Source organism: Castellaniella defragrans, assembly GCF_014203015.1.
In the GTDB taxonomy this organism is placed as follows: Bacteria; Pseudomonadota; Gammaproteobacteria; order Burkholderiales; family Burkholderiaceae_B; genus Castellaniella; species Castellaniella defragrans.
The window spans coordinates 116,639-139,160 of sequence record NZ_JACHIB010000004.1 but is presented as its reverse complement, the minus strand read 5'-3'; the positions used below and the strand labels follow the sequence as shown (position 1 = coordinate 139,160).

Annotated in this window: 22 protein-coding genes; 11 read left to right on the top strand and 11 right to left on the bottom strand. The window is 70.5% G+C overall.

Annotated features, from left to right (window positions below; translation table 11 throughout):
• Positions 1-31 precede the first annotated feature (31 nt).
• Entirely contained in the window at positions 32-1,102 is a 1,071-nt protein-coding gene (locus HNR28_RS04465) for an alkene reductase (protein WP_151024367.1), read from the bottom strand.
• 277 nt (positions 1,103-1,379) lie between these two features.
• Between HNR28_RS04465 and HNR28_RS04460 the strand changes: the two genes are divergently transcribed.
• The 4 genes from HNR28_RS04460 (at position 1,380) to HNR28_RS04445 (ending at position 3,600) form a co-directional block, all read left to right on the top strand.
• The gene (locus HNR28_RS04460; RefSeq protein ID WP_043681406.1) at positions 1,380-1,958 is read left to right on the top strand and encodes a DJ-1/PfpI family protein; all 579 of its coding nucleotides are present in this window, start codon (positions 1,380-1,382) and stop codon (positions 1,956-1,958) included.
• Positions 1,959-2,116: 158 nt separating this feature from the next.
• A complete protein-coding gene (locus HNR28_RS04455) occupies positions 2,117-2,482 on the top strand; it encodes a ribbon-helix-helix domain-containing protein (protein WP_043681408.1) in 366 nt (121 codons plus the stop codon).
• A 147-nt stretch (positions 2,483-2,629) separates the two neighbouring features.
• Positions 2,630-3,064 carry a DUF5602 domain-containing protein gene (locus HNR28_RS04450; protein ID WP_052355661.1) on the top strand — a complete coding sequence of 145 codons (435 nt, stop codon included), beginning with the start codon at positions 2,630-2,632 and terminating at the stop codon, positions 3,062-3,064.
• The gene (locus HNR28_RS04445) at positions 3,061-3,600 is read left to right on the top strand and encodes a plastocyanin/azurin family copper-binding protein (protein WP_151024366.1); all 540 of its coding nucleotides are present in this window, start codon (positions 3,061-3,063) and stop codon (positions 3,598-3,600) included. Before HNR28_RS04450 ends, HNR28_RS04445 begins: the two co-directional genes overlap by 4 nt.
• Positions 3,601-3,696: 96 nt before the next feature.
• Here the strand turns inward: HNR28_RS04445 and HNR28_RS04440 are convergent, their stop codons facing one another.
• Both HNR28_RS04440 and HNR28_RS04435 read right to left on the bottom strand, forming a co-directional pair.
• Positions 3,697-4,401 (bottom strand): RNA polymerase sigma factor, encoded by a 705-nt coding sequence (locus HNR28_RS04440; RefSeq protein ID WP_249043886.1) that lies wholly within the window; start codon positions 4,399-4,401, stop codon positions 3,697-3,699.
• 67 nt (positions 4,402-4,468) lie between these two features.
• Positions 4,469-4,816 (bottom strand): carboxymuconolactone decarboxylase family protein, encoded by a 348-nt coding sequence (locus tag HNR28_RS04435; protein WP_043681413.1) that lies wholly within the window; start codon positions 4,814-4,816, stop codon positions 4,469-4,471.
• 256 nt (positions 4,817-5,072) lie between these two features.
• Between HNR28_RS04435 and HNR28_RS04430 the strand changes: the two genes are divergently transcribed.
• Positions 5,073-6,008 (top strand): DMT family transporter, encoded by a 936-nt coding sequence (locus HNR28_RS04430; protein ID WP_151024365.1) that lies wholly within the window; start codon positions 5,073-5,075, stop codon positions 6,006-6,008.
• Positions 6,009-6,044: 36 nt separating this feature from the next.
• Here HNR28_RS04430 and HNR28_RS04425 read toward each other — a convergent pair whose 3' ends face one another.
• Positions 6,045-6,761 (bottom strand): ABC transporter substrate-binding protein, encoded by a 717-nt coding sequence (locus tag HNR28_RS04425; protein ID WP_151024364.1) that lies wholly within the window; start codon positions 6,759-6,761, stop codon positions 6,045-6,047.
• A 90-nt stretch (positions 6,762-6,851) separates the two neighbouring features.
• Between HNR28_RS04425 and HNR28_RS04420 the strand changes: the two genes are divergently transcribed.
• Both HNR28_RS04420 and ypfH read left to right on the top strand, forming a co-directional pair.
• Positions 6,852-7,418 carry a DUF924 family protein gene (locus HNR28_RS04420; RefSeq protein ID WP_052355663.1) on the top strand — a complete coding sequence of 189 codons (567 nt, stop codon included), beginning with the start codon at positions 6,852-6,854 and terminating at the stop codon, positions 7,416-7,418.
• A gap of 390 nt (positions 7,419-7,808) precedes the next feature.
• Positions 7,809-8,552 (top strand): esterase, encoded by a 744-nt coding sequence (gene ypfH, locus HNR28_RS04415; protein WP_151024363.1) that lies wholly within the window; start codon positions 7,809-7,811, stop codon positions 8,550-8,552.
• An 87-nt stretch (positions 8,553-8,639) separates the two neighbouring features.
• On the opposite strand, the gene HNR28_RS04410 is transcribed toward ypfH, so the two are convergent.
• From HNR28_RS04410 to HNR28_RS04395, 4 genes are all read right to left on the bottom strand, one after another.
• The gene (locus tag HNR28_RS04410) at positions 8,640-10,337 is read right to left on the bottom strand and encodes an ABC transporter permease (RefSeq protein WP_151024362.1); all 1,698 of its coding nucleotides are present in this window, start codon (positions 10,335-10,337) and stop codon (positions 8,640-8,642) included.
• A gap of 7 nt (positions 10,338-10,344) precedes the next feature.
• Positions 10,345-11,430: an ABC transporter ATP-binding protein gene (locus HNR28_RS04405; protein WP_043681422.1), complete on the bottom strand. Its 1,086-nt coding sequence runs from the start codon at positions 11,428-11,430 to the stop codon at positions 10,345-10,347.
• A gap of 12 nt (positions 11,431-11,442) precedes the next feature.
• Positions 11,443-12,468, bottom strand: coding sequence for an ABC transporter substrate-binding protein (locus tag HNR28_RS04400; RefSeq protein ID WP_151024361.1), 1,026 nt, complete (start codon positions 12,466-12,468; stop codon positions 11,443-11,445).
• A 139-nt stretch (positions 12,469-12,607) separates the two neighbouring features.
• Positions 12,608-13,597 (bottom strand): diaminopimelate dehydrogenase, encoded by a 990-nt coding sequence (locus tag HNR28_RS04395; protein ID WP_151024360.1) that lies wholly within the window; start codon positions 13,595-13,597, stop codon positions 12,608-12,610.
• 377 nt (positions 13,598-13,974) lie between these two features.
• Between HNR28_RS04395 and sstT the strand changes: the two genes are divergently transcribed.
• On the top strand, positions 13,975-15,207 hold the full coding sequence (gene sstT / locus HNR28_RS04390; protein ID WP_151024927.1) for a serine/threonine transporter SstT: 1,233 nt from the start codon (positions 13,975-13,977) through the stop codon (positions 15,205-15,207).
• Here sstT and HNR28_RS04385 read toward each other — a convergent pair.
• From HNR28_RS04385 to ompA, 3 genes are all read right to left on the bottom strand, one after another.
• Positions 15,164-15,841: an HAD-IA family hydrolase gene (locus tag HNR28_RS04385; protein ID WP_151024928.1), complete on the bottom strand. Its 678-nt coding sequence runs from the start codon at positions 15,839-15,841 to the stop codon at positions 15,164-15,166. The genes sstT and HNR28_RS04385 overlap by 44 nt on opposite strands.
• Before the next feature lie 5 nt (positions 15,842-15,846).
• The gene (gene ubiG, locus HNR28_RS04380) at positions 15,847-16,554 is read right to left on the bottom strand and encodes a bifunctional 2-polyprenyl-6-hydroxyphenol methylase/3-demethylubiquinol 3-O-methyltransferase UbiG (protein ID WP_151024929.1); all 708 of its coding nucleotides are present in this window, start codon (positions 16,552-16,554) and stop codon (positions 15,847-15,849) included.
• 103 nt (positions 16,555-16,657) lie between these two features.
• Positions 16,658-17,227 carry an outer membrane protein OmpA gene (gene ompA, locus HNR28_RS04375; RefSeq protein ID WP_043681441.1) on the bottom strand — a complete coding sequence of 190 codons (570 nt, stop codon included), beginning with the start codon at positions 17,225-17,227 and terminating at the stop codon, positions 16,658-16,660.
• A gap of 399 nt (positions 17,228-17,626) precedes the next feature.
• Here ompA and gyrA point away from each other — a divergent pair, with 399 nt between their 5' ends.
• The 3 genes from gyrA to pheA are packed head-to-tail and all read left to right on the top strand — an operon-like array spanning position 17,627 to position 22,522.
• Positions 17,627-20,311 carry a DNA gyrase subunit A gene (gyrA, locus tag HNR28_RS04370; protein WP_151024930.1) on the top strand — a complete coding sequence of 895 codons (2,685 nt, stop codon included), beginning with the start codon at positions 17,627-17,629 and terminating at the stop codon, positions 20,309-20,311.
• Positions 20,308-21,441, top strand: a complete 1,134-nt coding sequence (gene serC / locus HNR28_RS04365) for a 3-phosphoserine/phosphohydroxythreonine transaminase (RefSeq protein WP_151024931.1) — start codon at positions 20,308-20,310, stop codon at positions 21,439-21,441. Before gyrA ends, serC begins: the two co-directional genes overlap by 4 nt.
• Positions 21,431-22,522: a prephenate dehydratase gene (pheA, locus tag HNR28_RS04360; protein WP_043681450.1), complete on the top strand. Its 1,092-nt coding sequence runs from the start codon at positions 21,431-21,433 to the stop codon at positions 22,520-22,522. The genes serC and pheA overlap by 11 nt, the downstream gene beginning before the upstream one ends.

Below are 22,522 nucleotides of genomic sequence, written 5' to 3'. Positions count from 1 at the left end.
GGCGCGCCGCCGGGGCTGCCTCATGGCCGCCTCAGGCGGCGGTCCCGCAGCCTTCCAGCGCCGGATAGTCGGTGTAGCCCTCGGCGCCCGAGGCGTAGAACAGTTCCGGCCGGGGGTCGTTCAGCGGCGCTCCCTGGGCGAAACGGACGGGCAGGTCGGGGTTGGCGATGAACAGCCGGCCGAAGGCGACCGCGTCGGCGCGGCCCCGCGCCAGCCAATCGGCCGCCTTGTCCTGGTCGAAGGCCTCGTTGGCGATGAATCGGCCCGGGAATTTCCCGCGCATCATCGGCGCCAGGCTGTCCGGGCCCTCGTGTTCGCGCAGGCACAGGAAGGCGATGCCGCGCCGGCCCAGCGCCTCGGCCACATAGCCGAAGGTTTCTTCGGGGCGGTCGTCGCCCATGTCGTGGCTGTCGCCCCGGGGCGCGAGGTGGACACCGACCCGGCCGGGCGACCAGACCTCCAGGATCGCGTCCGTGATCTCCAGCAGCAGGCGGGCGCGGTTCTCGACCGGGCCGCCGTAGGCGTCGGTGCGCCGGTTGCTGCGGCTCTGCAGGAACTGGTCGATCAGGTAGCCGTTGGCGGCATGGATCTCCACGCCGTCGAAGCCCGCCGCGCGCGCGTTTTCCGCGCCTTTCCGGTAGGCCTCGACGATGCCGGGGATTTCGCCGGCGTCCAGGGCGCGGGGCGTGACGTAGGCCTTCTTCGGACGCACCAGGCTGACGGTGCCGGCGGGCTGGAGGGCGCTGGGCGCGACCGGCAGGGCGCCGTCGAGATACAGCGGGTCGGAGATGCGGCCCACGTGCCAGAGCTGCAGGAAGATGCGCCCGCCGGCGGCGTGCACGGCGGCGGTGACTTTCTTCCAGCCTTCGACCTGGGCGTCCGACCAGATGCCCGGCGTGTCCGGATAGCCCACGCCCATCGGCGTGACGGCGGTGGCTTCGCTGATGATCAGGCCGGCGCCGGCGCGCTGGCGATAGTATTCGACCATCAGTTCGCCGGGCACGCGCCCGGGCTCGGCCCGGCAGCGGGTCAGGGGCGCCATGATGATGCGGTTGGGCAGCGACAGGTCGCCGAGCTGGAGCGGATCGAACAGAGTGGGCATGAGGGGCTTCCGGGAGTTGAACGAGGGATACATGGGGCCGGAACGGGGTTTTCCAAGGTCCGCGCGGCCGGCGCGCGGCGGTATGGGGTGCGGCGGTATGGGAATACCACCCGGGCGCCGGCCCGGGGCGCCACAATGGGCGGAGGCGGCGTCCGAATGCGCAGACTGCATGCGGCGACATCCGCATGCGAAGCCCGCATGCGGGAGCACGCGGAATTCGGCGGCCGGCATCCATGCGCCGGGCATCGGCCCGGGACTACTTTACAGGAGACGAACGATGGCGAAGAAATTGCTGATGCTGGTGGGCGACTATGTCGAGGACTACGAGGTCATGGTGCCGTTCCAGGCGCTGAAGGCCGTGGGCCACGAGGTCGATGCGGCGTGCCCGGGGAAGAAGGCCGGCGAGTGGGTGGCCACCGCCGTCCACGACTTCGACGGCGCCCAGACCTACAGCGAAAAGCCCGGGCATCGCTTCACCGTCAACCGCGATTTCGACGCGGTGGACGCGGCGGCCTACGACGCGCTGGTGATCCCCGGCGGGCGCGCGCCCGAGTACCTGCGCATGGACGAGCGCGTGCTGGCCATCGTGCGGCACTTCGACGCCGCCGCCAAGCCCATCGCGGCGATCTGCCATGGCGCGCAGCTGCTGGCGGCGGCCGGCGTGCTGCAGGGCCGCACCTGCTCCGCCTATCCGGCCTGCGCGGCCGAGGTCCGCCTCGCGGGCGGCCGCTATGCCGACATCGCGGTGGACCAGGCCCACACGGACGGCAACCTGGTGACCGCGCCGGCCTGGCCCGCGCATCCGGCCTGGATCGCCCAGTTCCTGGCGGTGCTGGGCACGCGCATCCAGCATTGACGCACCCGGGCGCACGCCTCGTCCGGCGCACGCCTCGCCTTTCGAGGCGAGGCCGGGAGGCCGCCTCCCGGGATTTCCCCCCGGGATTTCCCTCTTGCGCGGTCCGGGCGGCCGTCTCTACAGTCACAAGATTCAGTGCCCGTTCCGGAGCCCGCGTCATGTGCGAAATCTTCATCAGGGCCAATCCCCGGTCCTACGACAGCGAATCCCGCTCCCTGCGCCTGCATGGCGTGGCGACCAGCGTGCGCCTGGAGCACCTGTTCTGGCAGGTGCTGGAGGACATCGCGCGGCGCGACGGCATGCGGGTGACCCAGCTGATCGAGCGCCTGTACGACGAACTGCTGGAACACCGCGGCGAGACCGGCAATTTTTCCTCCTTCCTGCGCGTCTGCTGCCTGCGCTACCAGATGCTGCAGGTCGACGGCCGCATTCCGGCGGATGCGGGCGTGCCGCTGCGCTCGCTGGACGCGCGCGCCGTGCTGCGGGGCCTGCCCGAGCTGATGTGCGAGGACGAGGCCGCCTGAGCCGCCGCCCCGGCGGCAGCCGCTGCCGCCGCCGCAATTGCCGCCGCTCCCGACCCAGTCCCTGCAGCCGCCGAAACGGATCTTCCGGACCGCGCATCCAATGGCGCGAAACACGGCGATTCCCGCCGCGCATACCGGGAGATTCTCATGTCCTCACGTTCCTTCCTGACGGCGGCCGCGGCCGCCCTGGCGCTCGGCCTGGGCGCGCCCGCGGCCCAGGCGGCCGGCGCATCGGCGCTCAAGGCGCCGCCGGCCGCCCCCTACAAGGCGGTCAGTTCGCTGGTGAAGCTGCCCGACTTCATTCCCGGACTGGGGCAGCTGTTCGTCGATCCCGCCACGCTGCCGGCCGGGCCCTTCCTGGGCTACGACCATGACGGCCGCCTGGTGAACACCACCTACATGATCCCGCTGGCGCTGATGAAGCCCGACATGCACCTGAACGACCTGAAGGTGCCGGCCGGCGCGAAGGTGGATCACGTGGACATCATGTACAACGCGGGGCATCCCGGCGTGGAAGAGCCGCACATCCACATCGTGCTGTGGAACGTGCCGGCGGCGCAGGAAAGCCGCGTGGCGAAATGAACGCGCCCCTGCACGGCCACGCGCTCCCGCACGACCCGCGCCGGCGGCTGCTGCTCGCGGCCGGTGGCGGCCTGCTGCTGGCGGCGGTCCTGCCGCGGCCGGCGGGAGCCGACGAGGCGGTCGAGATCGGCATGTCGGGCACGCCGAGCGGCTCGCAGGTCTGGTTCCGTCCCCGGGGGCTGCTGATCCGGCCGGGCCAGGCCGTCCGCTGGGTCAACCGCGACGCCGGCAACGTCCATACCTCGACGGCCTATCATCCCGCCAACGGCAGGCCGCTGCGCATGCCGGCGGGCGCGAAGCCGTGGAATTCGGACTATCTGCTGCCGGGGCAGTCCTACACCGTGGTGTTCGAGGCGCCCGGCGTCTACGACTATTTCTGCCTGCCGCACGAGCATGCGGGGATGGTCGGCCGGATCGTGGTGGGGGACGCGGATGCCGCGCCGCCCTATGCCGATACGGACGCGCGGCTGCCCCCGGCCGCCGCGGCGGGCTTTCCCGCCGTGGCGGCCATCCTGAAGCAGGGCCGGATCGATTGACCGCGGGGTGCGGGGACGTCGTTGGCGAAGTCCCGATCGTGCCCGCCACCTGATTGGCCGTGCCCCGGCGGCCGTGCCCGGAGGGCGATGCTTCCTTCAGCCGCCCGCGGCCCGCACCCGCGCGAGGACGCCGGCCACGATGCGGTCGCAGCGCTGGCCCGCGAACGAGAAGGCGCCCGCCGCGCGCGGGTCGAAGTCCGGCTGCAGGGCCGCCTGCAGCAGGCGGCGGGCGCGCATGAAGCGCACGCGCACGGTGGCTTCGGGCAGCCCCAGGACGAGCGCGACCTCGGCGGCCGGCATGTCGTCCACGGCGCGCAGCACGAAGACGGTGCGGTAGAGGTCGGGCAGCTCGTCGATGCGCCGCTCCAGGCGGCGCCGCAGTTCGGCGCGCCAGGCCATCTGGTCGGGGCCGGCGGAGGCGGGGGCCTCGGTGTCGGGAGCGTACGTCGGCATGGGGTCGTGTTCGTGCGGAGACTGGTATGCGGATTGGATGAGCGCCTCGCGCGTTTTGTTTCGCCGCCGCCGCATCAGGGCCTCGTTGATGGCGATGCGCGTCAGCCAGGTGGCGGGCCGGGCTTCCGAACGGAAGTCCCGCAGGTGGCCGTAGGCCTTCCACCAGGCCTCCTGGACGGCGTCCTCGGCCTCGGATTCATCGCGCAGGATGCTGCGCGCCGCCCGGTAGAGCTGCTGGTTGTGGCGGCGCATCAAGGCCTCGAAGGCCGCCAGGTCGCCGTCCGCCGCGCGCCCGATCAGCGCGAGGTCGTCCGTGGCCGCAGGATCGTGCTGGAGCTGGATGTCCACGTGAACTCCTGAAAGAATACCGTGGCGATTGGATGAGGCCAGGCCGGGAAACGTTTCACGCCGCGCATCAGGCCTTCTTGCGTTCGGCCAGTTCGTCCAGGGTCTGCAGGGCCAGGGCGGAATGGGCGTAGGCGCCGCCCGCCCGCATCTCGGCCGCCACCCAGATGGCTTCCATGATTTCCGCGCCGGACGCGCCCGCGCGGGACGCGCCTTCGGTGTGGCCCTTGATGCAATAGGGGCACTGGGTGACGTGCGCCACGGCCACGGCGATCAGCTGCTTGGTCTTCGCGTCCAGCGCGCCGGGGGCGAACACGGCCTTGCTGAAGGCCTTGAACGCGGACAGGGCCTCGGGCGCGAGTTCGGCGCGCCGCCGGGCCAGTTCGGGAGTGGGGTGGGGATACATCGGAGAATCCATGATGCGGGCTCCTGGAGGGTGATGAAGAGAGGCTGTGGTGAAGGGGGCTGCGATGAAGACCATCATAGACCCGTACCCCCCGCGCGGCCAGGAAAGCCCCGGCCGGGGCAGGGGATCGGTCCCCGCGCCCGCGGCGGCGCGTGGGGGCGCGGGCCCCGCGCTCTCGCGCTGTGGACTGGGCGGCTGGCGTGCGTTCCATCCGGTTCCGGCGGGCGGGAGACCTACAATGGCGGTTTTCCATTACCGGATGACCCCTATGGAATCCCGCCGGCCCATGGATGGCCTGGCCTCCGGCCTGATGCTGGTGCTGTGCCTGGTCTGGGCGCTGCAGCAGATCGTGCTCAAGGCCACCGCCCCCGACTTCTCCCCGGTGTTCCAGATCGCCGTGCGCAGCGCCGTGGGCGGGATGCTGGTGGGCCTGTTCATGGCCTGGCGCGGCGAGCGCCTGGACGGCGCCCTGGCCTTGTGGCGCCCGGGGCTGTTCGCCGGGATCCTGTATGCCGTGGAGTTCCTGCTGGTGGGCGAAAGCCTGCGTCACACCTCGGCCAGCCACGTCGTGGTGCTGCTGTACACGGCGCCGATCTTCGCGGCGCTGGGGCTGCACTGGAAGCTGCCCGACGAGCGCCTGGCCGCCGCGCAGTGGCTGGGCGTGGCGCTCGCCTTCGGCGGGGTGGCGCTGGCGTTCCTGTGGCGCGACGAGGGCGTGCGGGCGGCGGGCGCCGCCATGCTGTGGGGCGATCTGCTGGCCCTGCTGGGCGGAGCCGCCTGGGGCGCGACCACCGTGGTGGTGCGGGTGACGCGGCTGGCCGCGCTGCCCGCCAGCCAGACCCTGATGTACCAGCTGGCGGCGGGCGCCGTGTGCCTGCTGGCGGCCGCGTTCCTGATGGGGCAGACGGAATTCCGCATGACGCCGATGGTCTGGGCCAGCCTGGCCTTCCAGGCGGTGTTCGTCGCATTCCTCAGCTATCTGGCCTGGTTCTGGCTGCTGCGCAAGTACCTGGCGTCCCGCCTGGGCGTGTTTTCCTTCCTCACGCCGCTGTTCGGCGTGGCCCTGGGCGCCTGGCTGCTGGACGAGCCGGTGGGGGCGGGCTTCCTGGGAGGAACGCTGCTGGTGGTGTCCGGGGTCGTGCTGCTGAGCGGCTACGGCTGGTACCGCCACTGGCGGGGGCGGCGGGGTGCGTCCGGACACTGATCAGTCCCTGCGGGCTGATCGGTGCCTGGCGGGACATTACGGCGCGACCGAGGCGCCCCGGATGCCGTGGCGCGCCAGCGCCCGGGCCACGAAGCCGGACGCCTTGCAGCGTTCGACGAAGTCGGCCAGCGCGGCGGCGGCCTGCGCCGGGCGCGATTTCGGCAGACCCATGGCCTGCTCGATCACCATGAACCGGCCGGGCAGCAGGCGCACGCCGCCCACCCGGTCGGCGTCGGCCTGGAGCTGCTGGCGCACGCCCGCGGCGACTTCCTGGCCGCCGGCCAGGAAGTCGTCCACCACGCGCTGGGAATTTTCCGCGCGCACGATTTCCGCCTGCTGCAGGTGGCGGCTGAGGAACAGGTCGTAGGCGCTGCCCTGGCCCACCACGACGCGGTGGCCGGGCCGGTCGACCTCGGCGTTGTCGCGCAGCGGGGAATCCTGGCGCACCAGGTAGGCGCCCTCGATAAGGACGTAGGGCGCGGTGAAGGCGATGCCTTCGCCGCGCTTGGGATCGATGGCGAAGAAGCCGATGTCCGCGGCCTGGCCGGTGACGGCCTCCACCGACTGGGCGGCCTTGTCGAACACCGCCAGCTCCAGGGGCACGCCGAGTTCGCGCGCCAGTTCCCCGGCCAGGTCCACGGACACCCCGGAGACTTCGCCGGTGCCGGCGTCGCGCCGGGCCAGCAGGGGATTGCCCAGATTGATGGAGGCGCGCAGGGCGCCGGTGGGAGCGAGGGCGGCGGACAGGGACATGGCGGGCTCGGCGAGGTGATCGATGGTGCGATTGTATAAGGGAGAAGGATCGGTGTACCGTAGACCGTTTCTCGTATCCCGGAGCCTTTCATGCCGCATGCCCCCGCCTCGATCTCCGTCGCTTCGCCGGAGACGGCGCGCGCCGTCGTTTCCTTCTGGCGCGAGGCAGGCCCCGCCCGGTGGTTCGCCAAGGACGCCGCCTTCGACGTCGAGTTCCGCGAGCGGTTCCGCGCCGCCCACTTCGCCGCCGCCCGGCGGGAACTGGAAGACTGGCTGGAGCATGCCGAGCCGGCCCTGGCGCTGATCCTGCTGCTGGACCAGTATCCCCGCAACGCCTTCCGCGGCACGGGCCACATGTACGCCACGGACGGCCTGGCGCTGGCCTATGCGCGCCGTTCGCTCTGCTTCCTGGAGCGGATCGAGCCCGCCTTGCGCGGCTTCGTCTGCCTGCCCTTCATGCATGCCGAGGACCTCGCCGTCCAGGAGGAATCCGTAGCCCTGTACGCGCGCGAGGTGCCCGCTTCGCTGCACTGGGCGGTGGAACACCGCGACATCATCCGGCGGTTCGGCCGGTTCCCGCACCGCAACGGCGCGCTCGGGCGCACCAGCACCTCGGAGGAGGAGCGGTTCCTGGACGAAGGAGGATTCGGGGGATGAGGCAGGACACAGAGCAGTCCCTGCGGACTGCTCTGTGCCTGACGAATCCGACCGGCCTGCAGGCCGGGAGGTGGAGGGATGCGACAGCTGTAAAAGAGCAGTCCCTGCGGACTGCTCTGTGCCTGACGAATCCGACCGGCCTGCAGGCCGGGAGGTGGAGGGATGCGACAGCTGTAAAAGGGCAGTCCCTGCGGACTGCTCTGTGCCTGACGAATCCGACCGGCCTGCAGGCCGGGAGGTGGGGGGGATGCGGCAGCTGTAAAAGAGCAGTCCCTGCGGACTGCTCTGTGCCTGACGAATCCGACCGGCCTGCAGGCCGGGAGGCGGGGGGATGCGGCAACGGTAAAATGGTCCCAGCCTGACGAATCCGAACCGATTACTCCGCGCCCCATGTCCGAATCCCGTCCCGACCCCCTGATCATCGAACCGTCCGCGGGCGCGCCCGCGCAGCTCTTCGTCGTGCTGCACGGCGAATCGGCCGCGCCGGAGCAGGTGCTGGAGCTGGTGGCGGCGATCCGGCAGGCCTTTCCCCAGGCGCTGATCGTCCAGCCGCACGGGCCCTTCGGCGCGGGCGCGGCGCGCCGCTGGATCGCCCGGGCGCACCCGGATGCCGAGGCCTATGTCGGCCTGGTGGCCGAGGCCGGGGCCGCGCTGGCGGACGAGGTCCGGGCCTGGCAGCGCAGCCGCGGCCTGAGCGGGGAGCAGACGGCCCTGGCGGGATTTTCCGAAGGCGCCGCCGTGGCGCTGGAGGCCGCCTGCGCCGACGCCGGGCTGGCCGGCCGGGCGCTGCTGTTTTCCACGCGCTTCGCCACGCTGCCGCAGGCAGCGCCCATGCTGACCACCCTGCACCTGCTGCATGGCGCGGCGGATCGCGTCGCGCCCGTGGACCAGGCGCGCCGGGTCCACGGCCATCTGGCCGAGCTGGGCGGCGACGCGACCCTGGACATGGCTTCGGGCGTCGGGCACGAACTGCATCATGCCCTGATCCGCCAGGCCATTGCGCGCCTGCAGGGCTACCTGCCGCAGCGCACCTGGGAGGCGGTGATGGGCGCGCCGGACCTCCGGGTCGACGAGTACGACGCCGACGATGGCGCGTCCGACGGGCCGGCCGGAGATGGCGAGACCCGGCACTAGAACCCGGCACCGGAACCCGTCCCTGGGACCGGCAGCGGGACTCCGCCAGCGGAGGCTTCGGATGCGCGGGCGCGCCCGCCTCGCGTCCTACAGCCCCTGGCGCCGCCGGAAGGCGCGGCCCGCGGCCTGGGCGCACAGCACCAGCACCGTGGACAGCACGATCATGAACAGGCCCAGGGCCGACAGCTTGCCCCAGAGGCCGTCGTCGGCGTAGCTCAGGATCTGGATGGCCAGGACCTCCGTGCCGGGGCGCGACAGCACCACGGACACCGTCAGCTCGCGCAGGAACATGGTCGCCATGAGGATCCAGGCGGACACGATCCCGGGGACCAGCAGCGGGATCACGATGCGCCGCAGGGTGGTCAGGCGCCCGGCCCCGCAGACCAGCGAGGATTCCTCCAGGTGGCCGTGGATCTGCACGAAGGCGCTCGCCAGTGGCCGCACCCCGTAGGGCAGGTAGGCCGCCACGTAGGCCAGCAGCAGCGCCGCCAGGGTGGAATACAGCGGCGTCTGCACGAAGAACCACATGAAGCCGATGCCGATGACGATGCCGGGAAAGGAGAACGACAGGAAGCTGAGCGTCTCCAGCAGCGTCGCCAGCGGGCCGCGCGTCTTGACGACGACGTAGGCCACGCCCAGGGACAGCGCCACCCCCACGGTGGCGCCCACGACCGCCAGGAACAGGCTGTTGCGCAGCGCCAGCAGGGCGCCGGGCTCGTGGAAGACGGCGCTCCAGTGGCGCAGGTCCATGGCGGCGAAGGCCTGCGGGCCGGGCGGCATGACGTAGGGCACCAGCGACGTGTACAGCAGCACCAGCACCGGCAGCACGATCATCAGCAGGCACAGCAGCCCGACGGCCAGACCCAGCGGGCCTCGCAGGGGGCCGAGCTCGACCACGCCGGGACGGAAGCCGCGCGCCGAGACCGTGACGTACTTTTCGCCCTCGGCCGTCAGGGCGCGGTAGAGCACGATCAGGGCGATGGAGGCCGACAGCACGCTCATGCCGACGGCGGCCGCCTGGCCGTAGTCCGGCGCGAAGCCGGTGGAGATCATGTCGTACAGGTAGGTGGCCAGCACGTCCACGCGGCCGGGCGTGCCCAGGACGCGGGGCACGGCGTAGGACGCCAGGCTGCGCACGATGCCCAGGACGACGGCCGCCAGGATGGCGGGCCGCAGCACCGGCAGGGTGACCCGCAGCAGGGTGCGCGTCCAGCCCGACCCCGACACGCGCGCGGCCTCCTCCAGCGAGGGATCGAAGGCGGCCATGGCCGGGGCGATGATGAGGTAGGCGACGGGCATGTTCAGCAGCCCCTCGACCAGGGTCATGCCCCACAGCGAATAGACGTCGAAGGGCGCCGATTCCAGGCCGAACAGCCCCTGCAGCGCCTGGTTCAGCAGGCCGTTGCTGGGGTTCAGCAGCAGCGCCCAGCTGGCCGAGAACAGCAGGTGCGGGATCATCATCGGGACGATGGACAGCACCGTGAAGAGCGGCTTGGCGGGGATGTCGGTGCGGGTGTTCAGGTAGGCCAGGAACAGCGCCAGCAGCGTGGCCAGCAGCGACGAGCCGAGCACGAACACCGCCGTGTTCAGGGTCACGTCCCACAGGTACGGATCGGTGTAGGCGCGGACGTATTTCGACAGGGTGAACTGGCCGAAGGCGGTCAGCCCCTGGGACAGGCTGCCCAGCAGCAGCATCAGCACCGGGCACAGGGTCAGGAAGCCGACCAGGATGATCAGGGTCCAGCTCAGGGGGCGCGACTGGGAACGGGACGCGAAGCGGGCCATGGCGGCTTCAGGCGCTCAGCAGGAGGCAGTGGGCCGGGTCCAGGCGGAGCTCGACGCGCTCGCCCGGCACGGCCTGCACGTCCGGGTCGATGCGCGCCAGCAGCCGCTCGTCGTTGACGCGGATCTCGGCCTCGTAGACCTCGCCGACGAATTCCATGGATTCGATCGTGCCCTCGATCACGTTGAAGCCCGGGCCGACCTCGTTGCGCGTGACGCGGATGAATTCCGGGCGGATGCACAGCGTGGCCTCGGCACCCTCGGGCAGGTCGCGGGCCTGGCAGTGGATCGTGCCCAGGCCGCAGCGCGCCAGGGTGTAGTCGTTTTCCCGGTTGCGGACGATGGCGGGGAACTGGTTGGCCCGGCCGATGAAATCCGCCACGTAGCGGTGGCGCGCGTCGAAGTACATGTGCTGCGGGGTGCCGGTTTCGATCACGCGCCCGGCCTGCATCACGGCGATGGTGTGCGACAGGGCCAGGGCCTCGACCCGGTCGTGGGTGACGTACAGCGCGGTGATGCCGAGTTCGCCGAGGAAGCGGCGCAGCAGCTTGCGGGTTTCCTCGCGCAGCTTGGCGTCCAGGTTGGACAGCGGCTCGTCGAACAGGATCACGCGCGGTTCGGCCACCAGGGCGCGGGCCAGGGCCACGCGCTGCTGCTGGCCGCCGGACAGGCGCGTGGCGGGCTGCCGCTCGACGCCGCGCAGCTGGACGAATTCCAGCGCCCGCGCGACTTTCTCGCGGATCCGCGCCCGGGGCGCGCCGCGCACCTGCAGGGGATAGGCGATGTTGTCGAAGACCGACATGTGCGGCCAGATGGCGTAGGTCTGGAACACCATGCCCAGGCCGCGCTTTTCGGTGGGCACGGCGATGCGGCGCTCGGACGACCAGACGACGTCGTCGCCGATGCGGATCTCGCCGGCGTCCGGGGTCTCCAGGCCGACGATGCAGCGCAGCAGCGTCGTCTTGCCGCAGCCGCTGGGCCCCAGCAGGGTGAAGATCTCGTTGGCCGGGATGGTGAGGTCCACGTGGTCCAGGGCGGCGACGGTGCGGCCTTCGGACCGGTAGGTCTTGCACAGGCCTTCGATGCGGATTTCCATGGCGGGCGGAATTCAGCGGGCGCCGAAGATCTTGCCGAACTCGCGTCCCCAGCGCTGCAGTTCCTGGTCGGACAGGTCGCGCACGGCCTTGACCTGGACCTGGTCGATGCCCGGGATCGGCGGATGCACGCCCGGGGCCAGCACGTATTCGCCCACGTCCCTGGCCAGCAGCGACATGGCTTCGCGGCCCAGCCAGTAGTCCACGAAGGCGCGCGCGGCGGCCGGGTGCGGCGCCTTGGCCGTGACGGCGATGGCGCGGGCCGAGCCCAGCAGCGGGCCGGACGGCGGCCCCCAGGCCAGCGGCGCGGGCGCCTTGGTGACGATGTACTTGGGCATGGAAATGGCGATGCGCTTCTCGCCGCTTTCGATGGGCGCTGGCGTCGGGCCGAACGAGGCCACGAACATGGGCTGGTTGGCCGCCAGCGCCTTGACGAACTGCATCCATTCGTCTTCCGAGGCGAAGACCTGTTCCTTGAGCCCGACCAGCCAGGAGATCGTCGAGGCGTGGTTGGACGGGTTGGCCATCACGATCTGGCCGCGCCATTTCGGGTCGCCCAGGTCCTGGTAGCGCCGGGGCGCGTCGGCGGCCCGCACGTGCTGGGTGTTGTACAGGTAGGAGACGTATTCCACCCCGAACAGGGTGATGTGCTCGTCCTTGGTGGCCCAGTCGGGATAGCCCTGGGCGGCCGGCGACCGGTAGGGCGCCAGGATGCCCTGTTCCTTCAGGAGTTCCAGCATCGGCAGGGGAGCCTGCACCACGTCGGCCGTGAGCTTGCCGGCGGCGGCCTCGGTCAGCAGGGTGGGGATGAACTTGGAACTGGAGATCCGCGAGTATTCGCCCTGGATGCCGGTCGCCTCGTGGAAGGCGTCCATGATGGGCTGCACGGCGGTGATGTTGGCGAAGAACGTGGCCTTGCCTTCGGCGACGGCGGCGGCGTCGACGGCGTCGGCGGCCCGCGCCCAGGCCGGCAGGCCGGGCAGCGCGGCGGCGCCGGCCAGTTTCAGGAAATCCCTGCGGTCGAAGGAAGGCTGCGTCATTGTTGACTCCTGAACAGTGTTTTTGGCATGGTAGTGTGCGGGGCGGCCGCAGGCAAGCACGCGGGAAGCGCGCAGCCGGGCGCCTCGGGGCGCCGGCCTTCCCGCCGGCGGAGGCGCCTGCCGGCCGGGCGGCCGCCGCCTACAGCAGCGCCTTGCGCAGGGCCTCGGGCGACTGGGGCGAGAGCAGGCCGGGGGCCACGTCGAACACGGTGCGCGCGCCGGTTTCCCCCGCGGACCTCATCCGCCAGGCGGCGCGCGCGTAGGCCACCAGCACGCTGGACGTGAAGGCCGGGTTGCTGTCGAGTTTCAGCGAAAATTCCATCACCTGGTTCTCGGCGACGCCCGTCCGGCCGCTGCGGATCACGAAGCCGCCGTGGGGCATGCCGGCGTGCTCGCGGGCCAGCGTCGCCGCGTCGATGAAGTGCACCGTGGTGTCGTAGTCGGCGAAGTAGTCGGGCATGGCGACGATGGCCTGCTCGACCTGGCGGGGATCGGCGCCCGGCTCCAGCACCACGTGGCATTCGCGCCGGTGCTTTTCGCGGGTCGAGAGCGCCGGCTGCTCGCCCGCGCGCACGCGCGCCACCGCCTCGGGGACCGGGATCGTGTACTGCACGCCGGCGCGCACGCCCGGCACGCGCCGGATGGCGTCCGAATGCCCCTGGCTCAGGCCCTTGCCCCAGAACGTGTAGGTGGCGCCGTCCGGCAGGATGGCCTCGCCCACCAGGCGGTTGATCGAGAACAGGCCCGGATCCCAGCCCACCGCGATGATGGAGAGGGTGCCGTGCGCGCGGGCGGCGGCGTCCACCGCCTCGAAGTACTGGGGAATCCGCGCGTGGGTGTCGTAGCTGTCCACCGTGGTGAACCATTCGGCCAGCGCGGGGCCCTGGACGGGCAGGTCGTCCTTGGAGCCGCCGCACAGGATCATGACGTCGATCTCGCCGCGATGCGCGGCGGCGTCGTCCAGGGAGTACACCGGCGTCGAGGGGTCGGGCAGGCGCAACGAGGCCGGATCGCGGCGCGTGAACACGCCGGCCAGGCGCATGTCGGGACAGCGGGCCAGGGCCGCCAGGGCGCCGCGCCCCAGGTTGCCGTAGCCTGCGACGCCGACGCGGATCGTGTGTGATGCCATGGAATTCCTTCGGAGAACGTGAGGTGGGCATGCCGTGTGCCCGCCGTCCCGCGCGGGCGCGGCGCGTGCGGCGCGGCAAGTCTCGATTGTATCGGCTCGCCGGGGCGGCGCAGCCGCGACCACGGTGCAGGGCCGCCGTGCCGGGCCGCCGTGCCGGGCCGCGGCGCAGGATCGCGGTGCAGGGCCGCGGCGCAGGATCGCGGCGCAGGGCCGCCGTGCCGGGCCGCGGTGCCGTGCCGCCATGCCGGGCCGCGATGCTAGAATGGCGCCCGTTCGCGGGTTCCGGAGGTCCGCCGCGCGCGCCGGCCCGACCGGGGCCGTGCGCGCAGGCCCGCCTCCGCGCGCCGGAAAATCCCTTCCCGGAGTCCATCATCCCCATGACGTCCCACGTCCTGAAATCCTTTCCCCTGTTCCAGTTCGTGCGCAACGGCAGCCTCGTGAGGCAGATCATGATCGGCCTGGCCGCCGGCGCGATCCTGGCGCTCCTTTCGCCCGAAGCCGCCCGGGCCGCCGGCCTGCTGGGCGGCCTGTTCGTCACGGCGCTGAAATCCATCGCCCCGGTCCTCGTCTTCGTGCTGGTGGCCGCCTCCATCGCCAACCACCAGCAGGGCGCCCAGGCGCGGCTGGGGCCGATCCTGGCCCTGTACCTGATCGGCACCTTCGCGGCGGCGGTGGTCGCCGTGGCGGCCAGCTTCATGTTCCCCCTGACCCTCCGCCTGCAGCTGGGCGAGGCCGCGCTCAGCCCGCCCGGCGGCGTGGTCGAGGTGCTGCGCAACCTGCTCCTGAGCGTGGTGGACAATCCCGTGCGCGCCCTGGCCGAGGCCAACTACATCGGCATCCTGGCCTGGGCCATCGGCCTGGGCATCGCGCTGCGCCATGCCAACGCCTCCACCAAGGCCGTCATGGCGGACCTGTCGGCGGGCGTGTCGTACATCGTCAAGGTGGTCATCCGCACCGCGCCGGTCGGGATCTTCGGCCTGGTCGCCTCGACCATGGCCGAGACCGGCTTCGGCGCGCTGCTGGACTACGCCCGCCTGCTGGCGGTGCTGCTGGGCTGCATGCTGTTCGTGGCGCTGGTGGTCAACCCGCTCATCGTGTTCCTGCGGCTGCGGACCAATCCCTATCCGCTGGTGTTCACCTGCCTGCGCGAATCGGGCGTCACGGCTTTCTTCACGCGCAGTTCGGCGGCGAACATCCCGGTCAACATGGCCCTGTGCCGCAAGCTGGGCCTGGAGGAGGACACCTATTCCGTGTCCATCCCCCTGGGGGCCACCATCAACATGGCGGGGGCCGCCGTCACCATCACGGTGCTCACGCTGGCGGCGGTCCATACCCTGGGGATGGCGGTGGACCTGCCCACGGCGCTGCTGCTCAGCGTCGTGGCCGCGATCTGCGCCTGCGGGGCGTCCGGCGTGGCCGGAGGATCGCTGCTGCTGATTCCGGTGGCCTGCAGCCTGTTCGGCATTTCCAACGACCTGGCGATGCAGGTCGTCGGGGTGGGCTTCATCATCGGCGTGCTGCAGGATTCCGCCGAGACGGCGCTGAATTCCTCGACCGACGTGCTGTTCACGGCCGCCGGTTCAGGCCTCCCCCGGCCCAGCGCTCGATGAGGGGCCAGAGCGCGTCGGGGGCGTCGGCGATGGCGTCGGCACCCCAGCGGGCCGGGTCGTCCGCGCAATAGCCGTAGGCCGCGGCCACGGTGACCATGCCGGCCGCCTGGCCGGCCACGATGTCGCGCTCGTCGTCGCCGATGTAGATGCAGTGCTCGGGCGCGATGCCGGCCTGGCGGGCGGCGTGCAGCAAGGGCTCGGGGTGCGGCTTGGTGTGGGGGGTGGTGTCGCCGCCCACCGTCACCAGGCAGCGGTCCTGCAGGCCCAGATGGCGCACGATGGGCAGGGCGAGCGATTCGACCTTGTTGGTCACGATGCCCCAGCCGTAGGGCGGGCCGCCCAGCAGGTCCAGTAGCTCCGCGATGCCGGGAAACAGCCGGGTGCGCACCACCATGGCATCGGCGTAGTCGCGCAGGAAGCGCTGCCGGGCGGCTTCGTATTCGCCCGATCCGGCGTCCAGGCCCAGCGCGGCCTTCAGCAGGCCGCGCGCCCCGTGCGAGGCATACGGCCGCAGGGCCTCGTAGGGCAGGGGAGGCAGGCCCCGGTAGTGGCGCTGGAGGTTGGCCGCGGCGGCCAGGTCCGGCGCCGTGTCGGCCAGGGTGCCGTCGAAATCGAACAGGACGAGGCGGCGCATCGCGTTCATTCCGGGCGCCGCGCGGCCATCAGGTAGTTGACGCCGGTGTCCGGCGTCAGGCTGTAGCGCCGGGTGAGGGGCTGGTAGCCCATGCCCGACAGCGCCACGACCTCCAGCCCGGCCGCGCGCGCGGCGGCGGCCAGTTCGCTGGGGGTGATGAAGTGCTCGTAGCTGTGCGTGCCCCGGGGCAGCATGCGCATCACGTATTCCGCCGCCACGATGGCCAGCAGGAAGGATTTCGGGTTGCGGTTCAGGGTGGAGAAGCACACCAGCCCGCCCGGACGGACCAGCCGGGCGCAGGCGCCGACGACCGAGGCCGGATCGGGCACGTGTTCCAGCAGTTCCATGCAGGTGACGAGGTCGAACTGGCCGGCCTGCCGCTGCGCGTAGTCTTCCGCGCTGGCGCATTCGTACTGCACCTGGATGCCCGATTCGTGGCCGTGCAGCCGCGCGATCTGCAGCGACTGCTTGGCCAGGTCGATGCCCGTGACCCGGGCGCCCTCGGCCGCCAGGGCCTCGGCCAGCAGGCCGCCGCCGCAGCCGACGTCCAGCACCCGCTGGCCCTCCAGCGCGCCGGCCTGGGCGCGGATCCAGTCCAGCCGCAGGGGATTGATGTCGTGCAGGGTCTTCAGCTCGCCCTGGGGGTCCCACCAGCTGGAGGCGAGGGCGCTGAATTTGTCGAGTTCCGCCGGATCGGCGTTGGCTGCGTGCATGGGCAGGCTCCAGAAGGCTCCAGAAATGAATAGGGCTCCGTCGAACGGAGCCCTATTGTAGCCGCCGCGCGCGGGGCGCGGCGGCTTCGTGCGGCCAGCGGAATTACTTGCGGGTACCGACGATTTCGATTTCCACGCGGCGGTTCTGCGCGCGGCCTTCGCGGGTCTTGTTGGACGCGACGGGTTGCAGTTCGCCCTTGCCTTCGGCGTAGATGCGGTCGGCCGGCACGCCCTTGCTGATCAGGTATTGCTTGACCGAGTTGGCGCGGCGTTCGGACAGCTTCTGGTTGTAGGCTTCGGTGCCGATGGAGTCGGTGTGGCCGGTGGCGATGACCGTTTCCAGGTTGATCGAGCCGGCTTGCTGGGCGACCTGATCCAGGACCTGCTTGCCTTCGGGCTTCAGGGTGGACTTGTCGAAGTCGAAGAAGGTGTCGGCGTTCAGGACGACCTTGCTGGCCGTCGGGGCGACGACGGGCGCTTCGGCGACGGGCTTGCCGCAGCCTTCGGCGGCGGTGGCCGGCGTCCAGAAAGCATCACGCCAGCAGTTCTGGCCGCTCGCGTCCTTCCAGACATGGCCGTCCACGTTCGTCCAGTTGTCGGAGGCCGAGGCGGTGCCGACGGCAGACATGGCAGCAATGGCGAGTCCAATAGCGATTTTGGAGGGTTTGTTCATGTTTCTCCTCGTTTGAGCATGATGCTTGAAAGTGACCGCAGCGAACCCCCGCCGCATATCGAAGAACGCTTCCAGTATAGCAATGTCGAGTTGGAGTGCTCAGAAGTTGCGCTGGGTTTCATGCGTGTTAGGCGAAATCTTAAGGCATTTTCCCCCGCCGGGTTAAGTACAAATCCCTTCCCGCGCCCTCTTGGAGTGTTTTACGCGGATGGACGCGGCCGGGTGTCGGCTTTTAGCAACACCCGGACCGGCGGACCGGCCCGGATGCCGGCCGCGGGGGCCGGCGCGGTCCGCCGGGACCGGCCCGCCTGGAGCAGGGAGGCTGAATGATAGAATCATCGATTGGCCCGGGCTCCGTTCGGTCCAGTCATTCAAGCCTGAAGGTTTTTCGGATACGCCATGGATTCTTTCGCCAAAGAGACGCTGCCCATTTCGCTCGAAGACGAAATGCGGCGCAGCTACCTGGATTACGCGATGAGCGTGATCGTGGGGCGCGCCCTGCCGGACGTGCGCGACGGGCTCAAGCCCGTGCACCGGCGGGTACTGTTCGCCATGCACGAACTGAACAACGACTGGAACCGGGCCTACAAGAAATCCGCGCGCATCGTCGGGGACGTGATCGGTAAATATCACCCCCATGGCGATTCCGCGGTCTACGACACCATCGTGCGCATGGCTCAGGATTTCTCGCTGCGCTACATGCTGGTCGACGGCCAGGGCAACTTCGGCTCGATCGACGGCGACAACGCGGCGGCCATGCGCTACACCGAAGTCCGCCTGTCGAAGATCGCCCACGAGCTGCTGGCCGACATCGACCAGGAAACCGTGGACTTCGGCCCCAACTACGACGGCAGCGAACAGGAACCCCTGCTGCTGCCCTCGCGCCTGCCCAACCTGCTGGTCAACGGCAGCGCCGGGATCGCGGTGGGCATGGCGACCAACATCCCGCCGCACAACCTGTCCGAGGTCGTCGAGGGCTGCCTGTACTGCCTGCGCAACCCCGACTGCAGCATCGACGAGCTGATCGAACGCATCCCCGCGCCGGATTTCCCCACCGGCGGCATCATCTACGGCATGGCCGGCGTGCGCGAGGGCTACCGCACCGGGCGCGGGCGGGTGATCATGCGCGCCAAGGTCCACTTCGAGGACATGGAGCGCGGCAACCGCCAGGCCATCGTGGTCGACGCCATTCCCTATCAGGTGAACAAGAAGTCCCTGCAGGAGCGCATCGCCGAGCTGGTCAACGAAAAGAAGATCGACGGCATCTCCGACATCCGCGACGAATCGGACAAGGACGGCATGCGCCTGGTCATCGAGCTCAAGCGCGGCGAGGTCCCCGAGGTCGTCCTGAACAACCTCTACAAGAACACCCAGCTGCAGGAAACCTTCGGCATGAACATGGTGGCGCTGGTCGACGGCCAGCCGCGCCTGCTGAACCTGAAGCAGATGGTGCAGTACTTCCTTCAGCACCGCAGGGAAGTCGTCACCCGCCGCACCATCTTCCAGCTGCGCAAGGCGCGCGAGCGCGGCCACGTGCTGGAAGGCCTGGCGGTGGCCCTGGCCAACATCGACGACTTCATCGCCATCATCAAGGCGGCGCCCACGCCGCCGGTGGCGCGCCAGGCCCTGATGGACCGCAGCTGGGATTCGTCGCTGGTGCGCGAGATGCTCGAACGCGCCGACGCCAACGCCGCCTCGGGCGGGCGCGCGGCCTACCGCCCGGAAGGCCTGGACGCGCAATACGGTCTGCAGGCCGACGGCCAGTACCGCCTGTCCGAAGTCCAGGCCCAGGAAATCCTGAACATGCGGCTGCAGCGCCTGACCGGCCTGGAGCAGGACAAGATCGTCGGCGAATACCGCGAGATCATGGACACCATCGCCGACCTGCTGGACATCCTGGCCCGTCCGGAACGGGTCACCGCCATCATCGGCGACGAACTGCAGGCGATCCGCGCCGAATTCTCCAACGCCGGCAACGACCGGCGCCGCTCGGAAATCGAATACAACGCCACGGAGCTCGAAACCGAGGACCTCATCACCCCCATGGACATGGTGGTGACGCTGTCGCGCAGCGGCTACATCAAGAGCCAGCCGCTGTCCGAATACCGGGCGCAGAAGCGCGGCGGCCGCGGCAAGCAGGCCACCGCCACCAAGGAAGACGACTGGATCGACCAGCTCTTCATCGCCAACACGCACGACTACCTGCTGTGCTTCTCCGACCGGGGCCGCGTCTACTGGCTCAAGGTCTGGGAAGTGCCGCAGGGCTCGCGCAACTCGCGCGGCCGGCCCATCGTCAACATGTTCCCGCTGGTCGATGGCGAGACCATCACGGTGGTGCTGTCGGTCAAGGCCTTCAGCGACGACCATTACGTCTTCATGGCCACCTCGCGCGGGACGGTCAAGAAGACCCCGCTGTCGGATTTCTCCAACCCGCGCAAGGCCGGCATCATCGCCGTCGGCCTGGACGAGGGCGACTTCCTGATCGGCGCCGAGCTGACCGACGGCCAGCACGACGTGATGCTGTTCTCCGACGCCGGCAAGGCCGTGCGCTTCGACGAGAACGACGTGCGCCCGATGGGCCGCACGGCGCGCGGCGTGCGCGGCATGTCGCTGGAGGACGGCCAGTCCGTGATCGCCCTGCTGGTGGCGGAAGACGAAACCCAGAGCGTGCTGACGGCCACCGAGAACGGCTACGGCAAGCGCACGCCCATCGTCGAATACACGCGCCATGGGCGCGGCACCAAGGGCATGATCGCCATCCAGACCTCGGCGCGCAACGGCAAGGTCGTCGGCGCCGTGCTGGTGCAGCCCGAGGACGAGATCATGCTGATCACCACCGGCGGCGTGCTGGTGCGCACGCGGGTTTCCGAGATCCGCGAGATGGGCCGCGCCACCCAGGGGGTCACGCTGATCAACGTGGACGAGAACAGCCTGCTGTCGGGCGTGCGCCGCGTGGTCGAGAGCGACGCCGACGAGGACGAGGACACCGAGACCGCCGGCGCGGGCCCGGAATCGCCGGGCGGCGGCGCCCCGGCGGCCGAAGGCCCGGCCGAACCCCAACCCGACGAGGATCAGGAATCATGAACCGCCCCTGGAATTTTGCCGCAGGCCCTTCCACCCTGCCGCTCGAAGTCCTGCAGCAGGCCGCCGCCGAAATGTGCGACTGGCACGGCAGCGGCACCTCGGTCATGGAAATGAGCCACCGCGGCAAGCACTACAGCCGCATCCGCGACGAGGCCGAGGCCGACCTGCGCGCCCTGCTGGCGGTGCCGGACGACTTCGAGGTGCTGTTCATGCAGGGCGGCGCCTCGGCGCAGAACGCCATCGTGCCCCTGAACCTGATCGGCCGCGCCGGCCTGGGCCGGGCGGACTACGTGCTGAGCGGCCACTGGGCGCGCAAGTCCTTCAACGAGGCCGCGCGCTACGGCGACATCGCGGTGGCCGCCACGGCCGAATCCGAGACCGTCGTGGACGGCCGGCGCTACGGCCCCTGGTGCTGGCTGCCCGATCACGCCCAGTGGCGGGTCCGCCCCGACGCGGCCTATCTGCACCTGTGCGCCAACGAGACCATCGGCGGGATCGAACAGCCCGTCATGCCCGACATGGCCGCCCTGGGCGCGCCCGACGTGCCGCTGGTGGCCGACATGTCGTCCAACATCCTGTCGCGGCCCATCGACTTCTCGCGGCTGGGCATGGTCTACGCCGGGGCGCAGAAGAACGCCGGCCCGGCCGGGGTCACACTGACTTTCGTGCGCAAGGACCTGATCGGCCATGCGCTGCCGCAGTGCCCCTCGGTGTTCGACTACGCCAACGTGGCCGGCGCCCAGTCCATGTTCAACACGCCGCCCACCTACGCCATCTACGTGGCGGGCCTGGTCTTCAAGTGGCTGCTGCGCCAGGGCGGGGTGGCGGCGATGGATGCCGCCAGCGAAGCCAAGGCGCGCGCCCTGTACGACTACCTGGACGGCTCGGACCTGTACGAGAACCGCATCGCGCCGGCCTGGCGTTCGCGCATGAACGTGCCGTTCTTCCTGCGCGACGAGTCGCTGAACGCCGCCTTCCTGGCCGAGGCCGAGGCCGCGGGGCTGCTGGCCCTGAAGGGCCACAAGGCCGTGGGCGGCATGCGCGCCTCGCTGTACAACGCCATGCCCATGGAAGGCGTGCGGGCCCTGATCGATTTTCTCAAGGACTTCGAGGCCCGCCATGGCGGATGAACATACGCTCCAGTCCCGGCTGGAACCCCTGCGCCAGCGCATCGACGCGCTGGACACGCAGATCCTCGACCTGCTCAACCAGCGCGCGCGCGCGGCCCTGGAGGTCGGCGAGGTCAAGAAGGCGTTCGACGCCGCCGGACCGATCCTCAAGCCCGAGCGCGAGGCGCTCATCATCCGGCGGCTGCAGTCCGACAACCCCGGGCCGGTCCCGGATGAGGCCGTCGCCGCCATCTGGCGCCAGATCATCTCCACCTGTCGCGGCCTGGAAAGCGTGCTGACCGCCGCCTTCCTGGGGCCGCAGGGCTCGTTTTCCGAACAGGCGGCCTACGAGCATTTCGGCCATGCCATCACCGGCCTGCGCTGCGAGTCCTTCGACGAGGTCTTCCGCGCCGTCGAGGCCGGGCAGGCGGACGTCGGCATCGTGCCGGTGGAAAACTCCTCGGAAGGCGCGGTCAACCGCAGCCTGGACCTGCTGCTGAATTCCTCGCTGAAGGTCCTGGGCGAGCGCACCATCCGCATCCACCACAACCTGCTCACCCGCACCGGCGGGCTGGAAGGCGTCACCCGGGTGCTGGGGCATCCCCAGGCCCTGGCCCAGTGCCAGGCCTGGCTCAGCCGCAACCATCCCGAACTGGAGCGCCTGCCCGTGGCGAGCAATGCCCAGGCGGCGCGCATGGCTTCGGAAGACCCCACCTGTGCGGCGATCGCCGGCGACGCGGCCGCCGCCGCCTGGGGACTGAGCGCCGTGGTCAGCGGCATCCAGGACGATCCCCAGAACCAGACCCGCTTCGTGGCCGTCGGGCCGCGCGACGCCGGGCCCACCGGCCGCGACAAGACCAGCCTGGTCCTGGCCGTGCCCAACCGCGCCGGCGCGGTCTACGACATGCTGGCGCCGCTGTCCCGGCACGGCGTGTCCATGACGCGCTTCGAGTCGCGCCCCGCCCGCACGGGGCAGTGGGAATATTATTTCTACGTCGATCTGCTGGGCCACCGGGAGGACGAGCCCGTCGCCCAGGCCCTGGCCGAACTGCGCCAGCAGGTCGCCTTCTTCAAGGTGCTGGGATCCTACCCCCGGCAATGA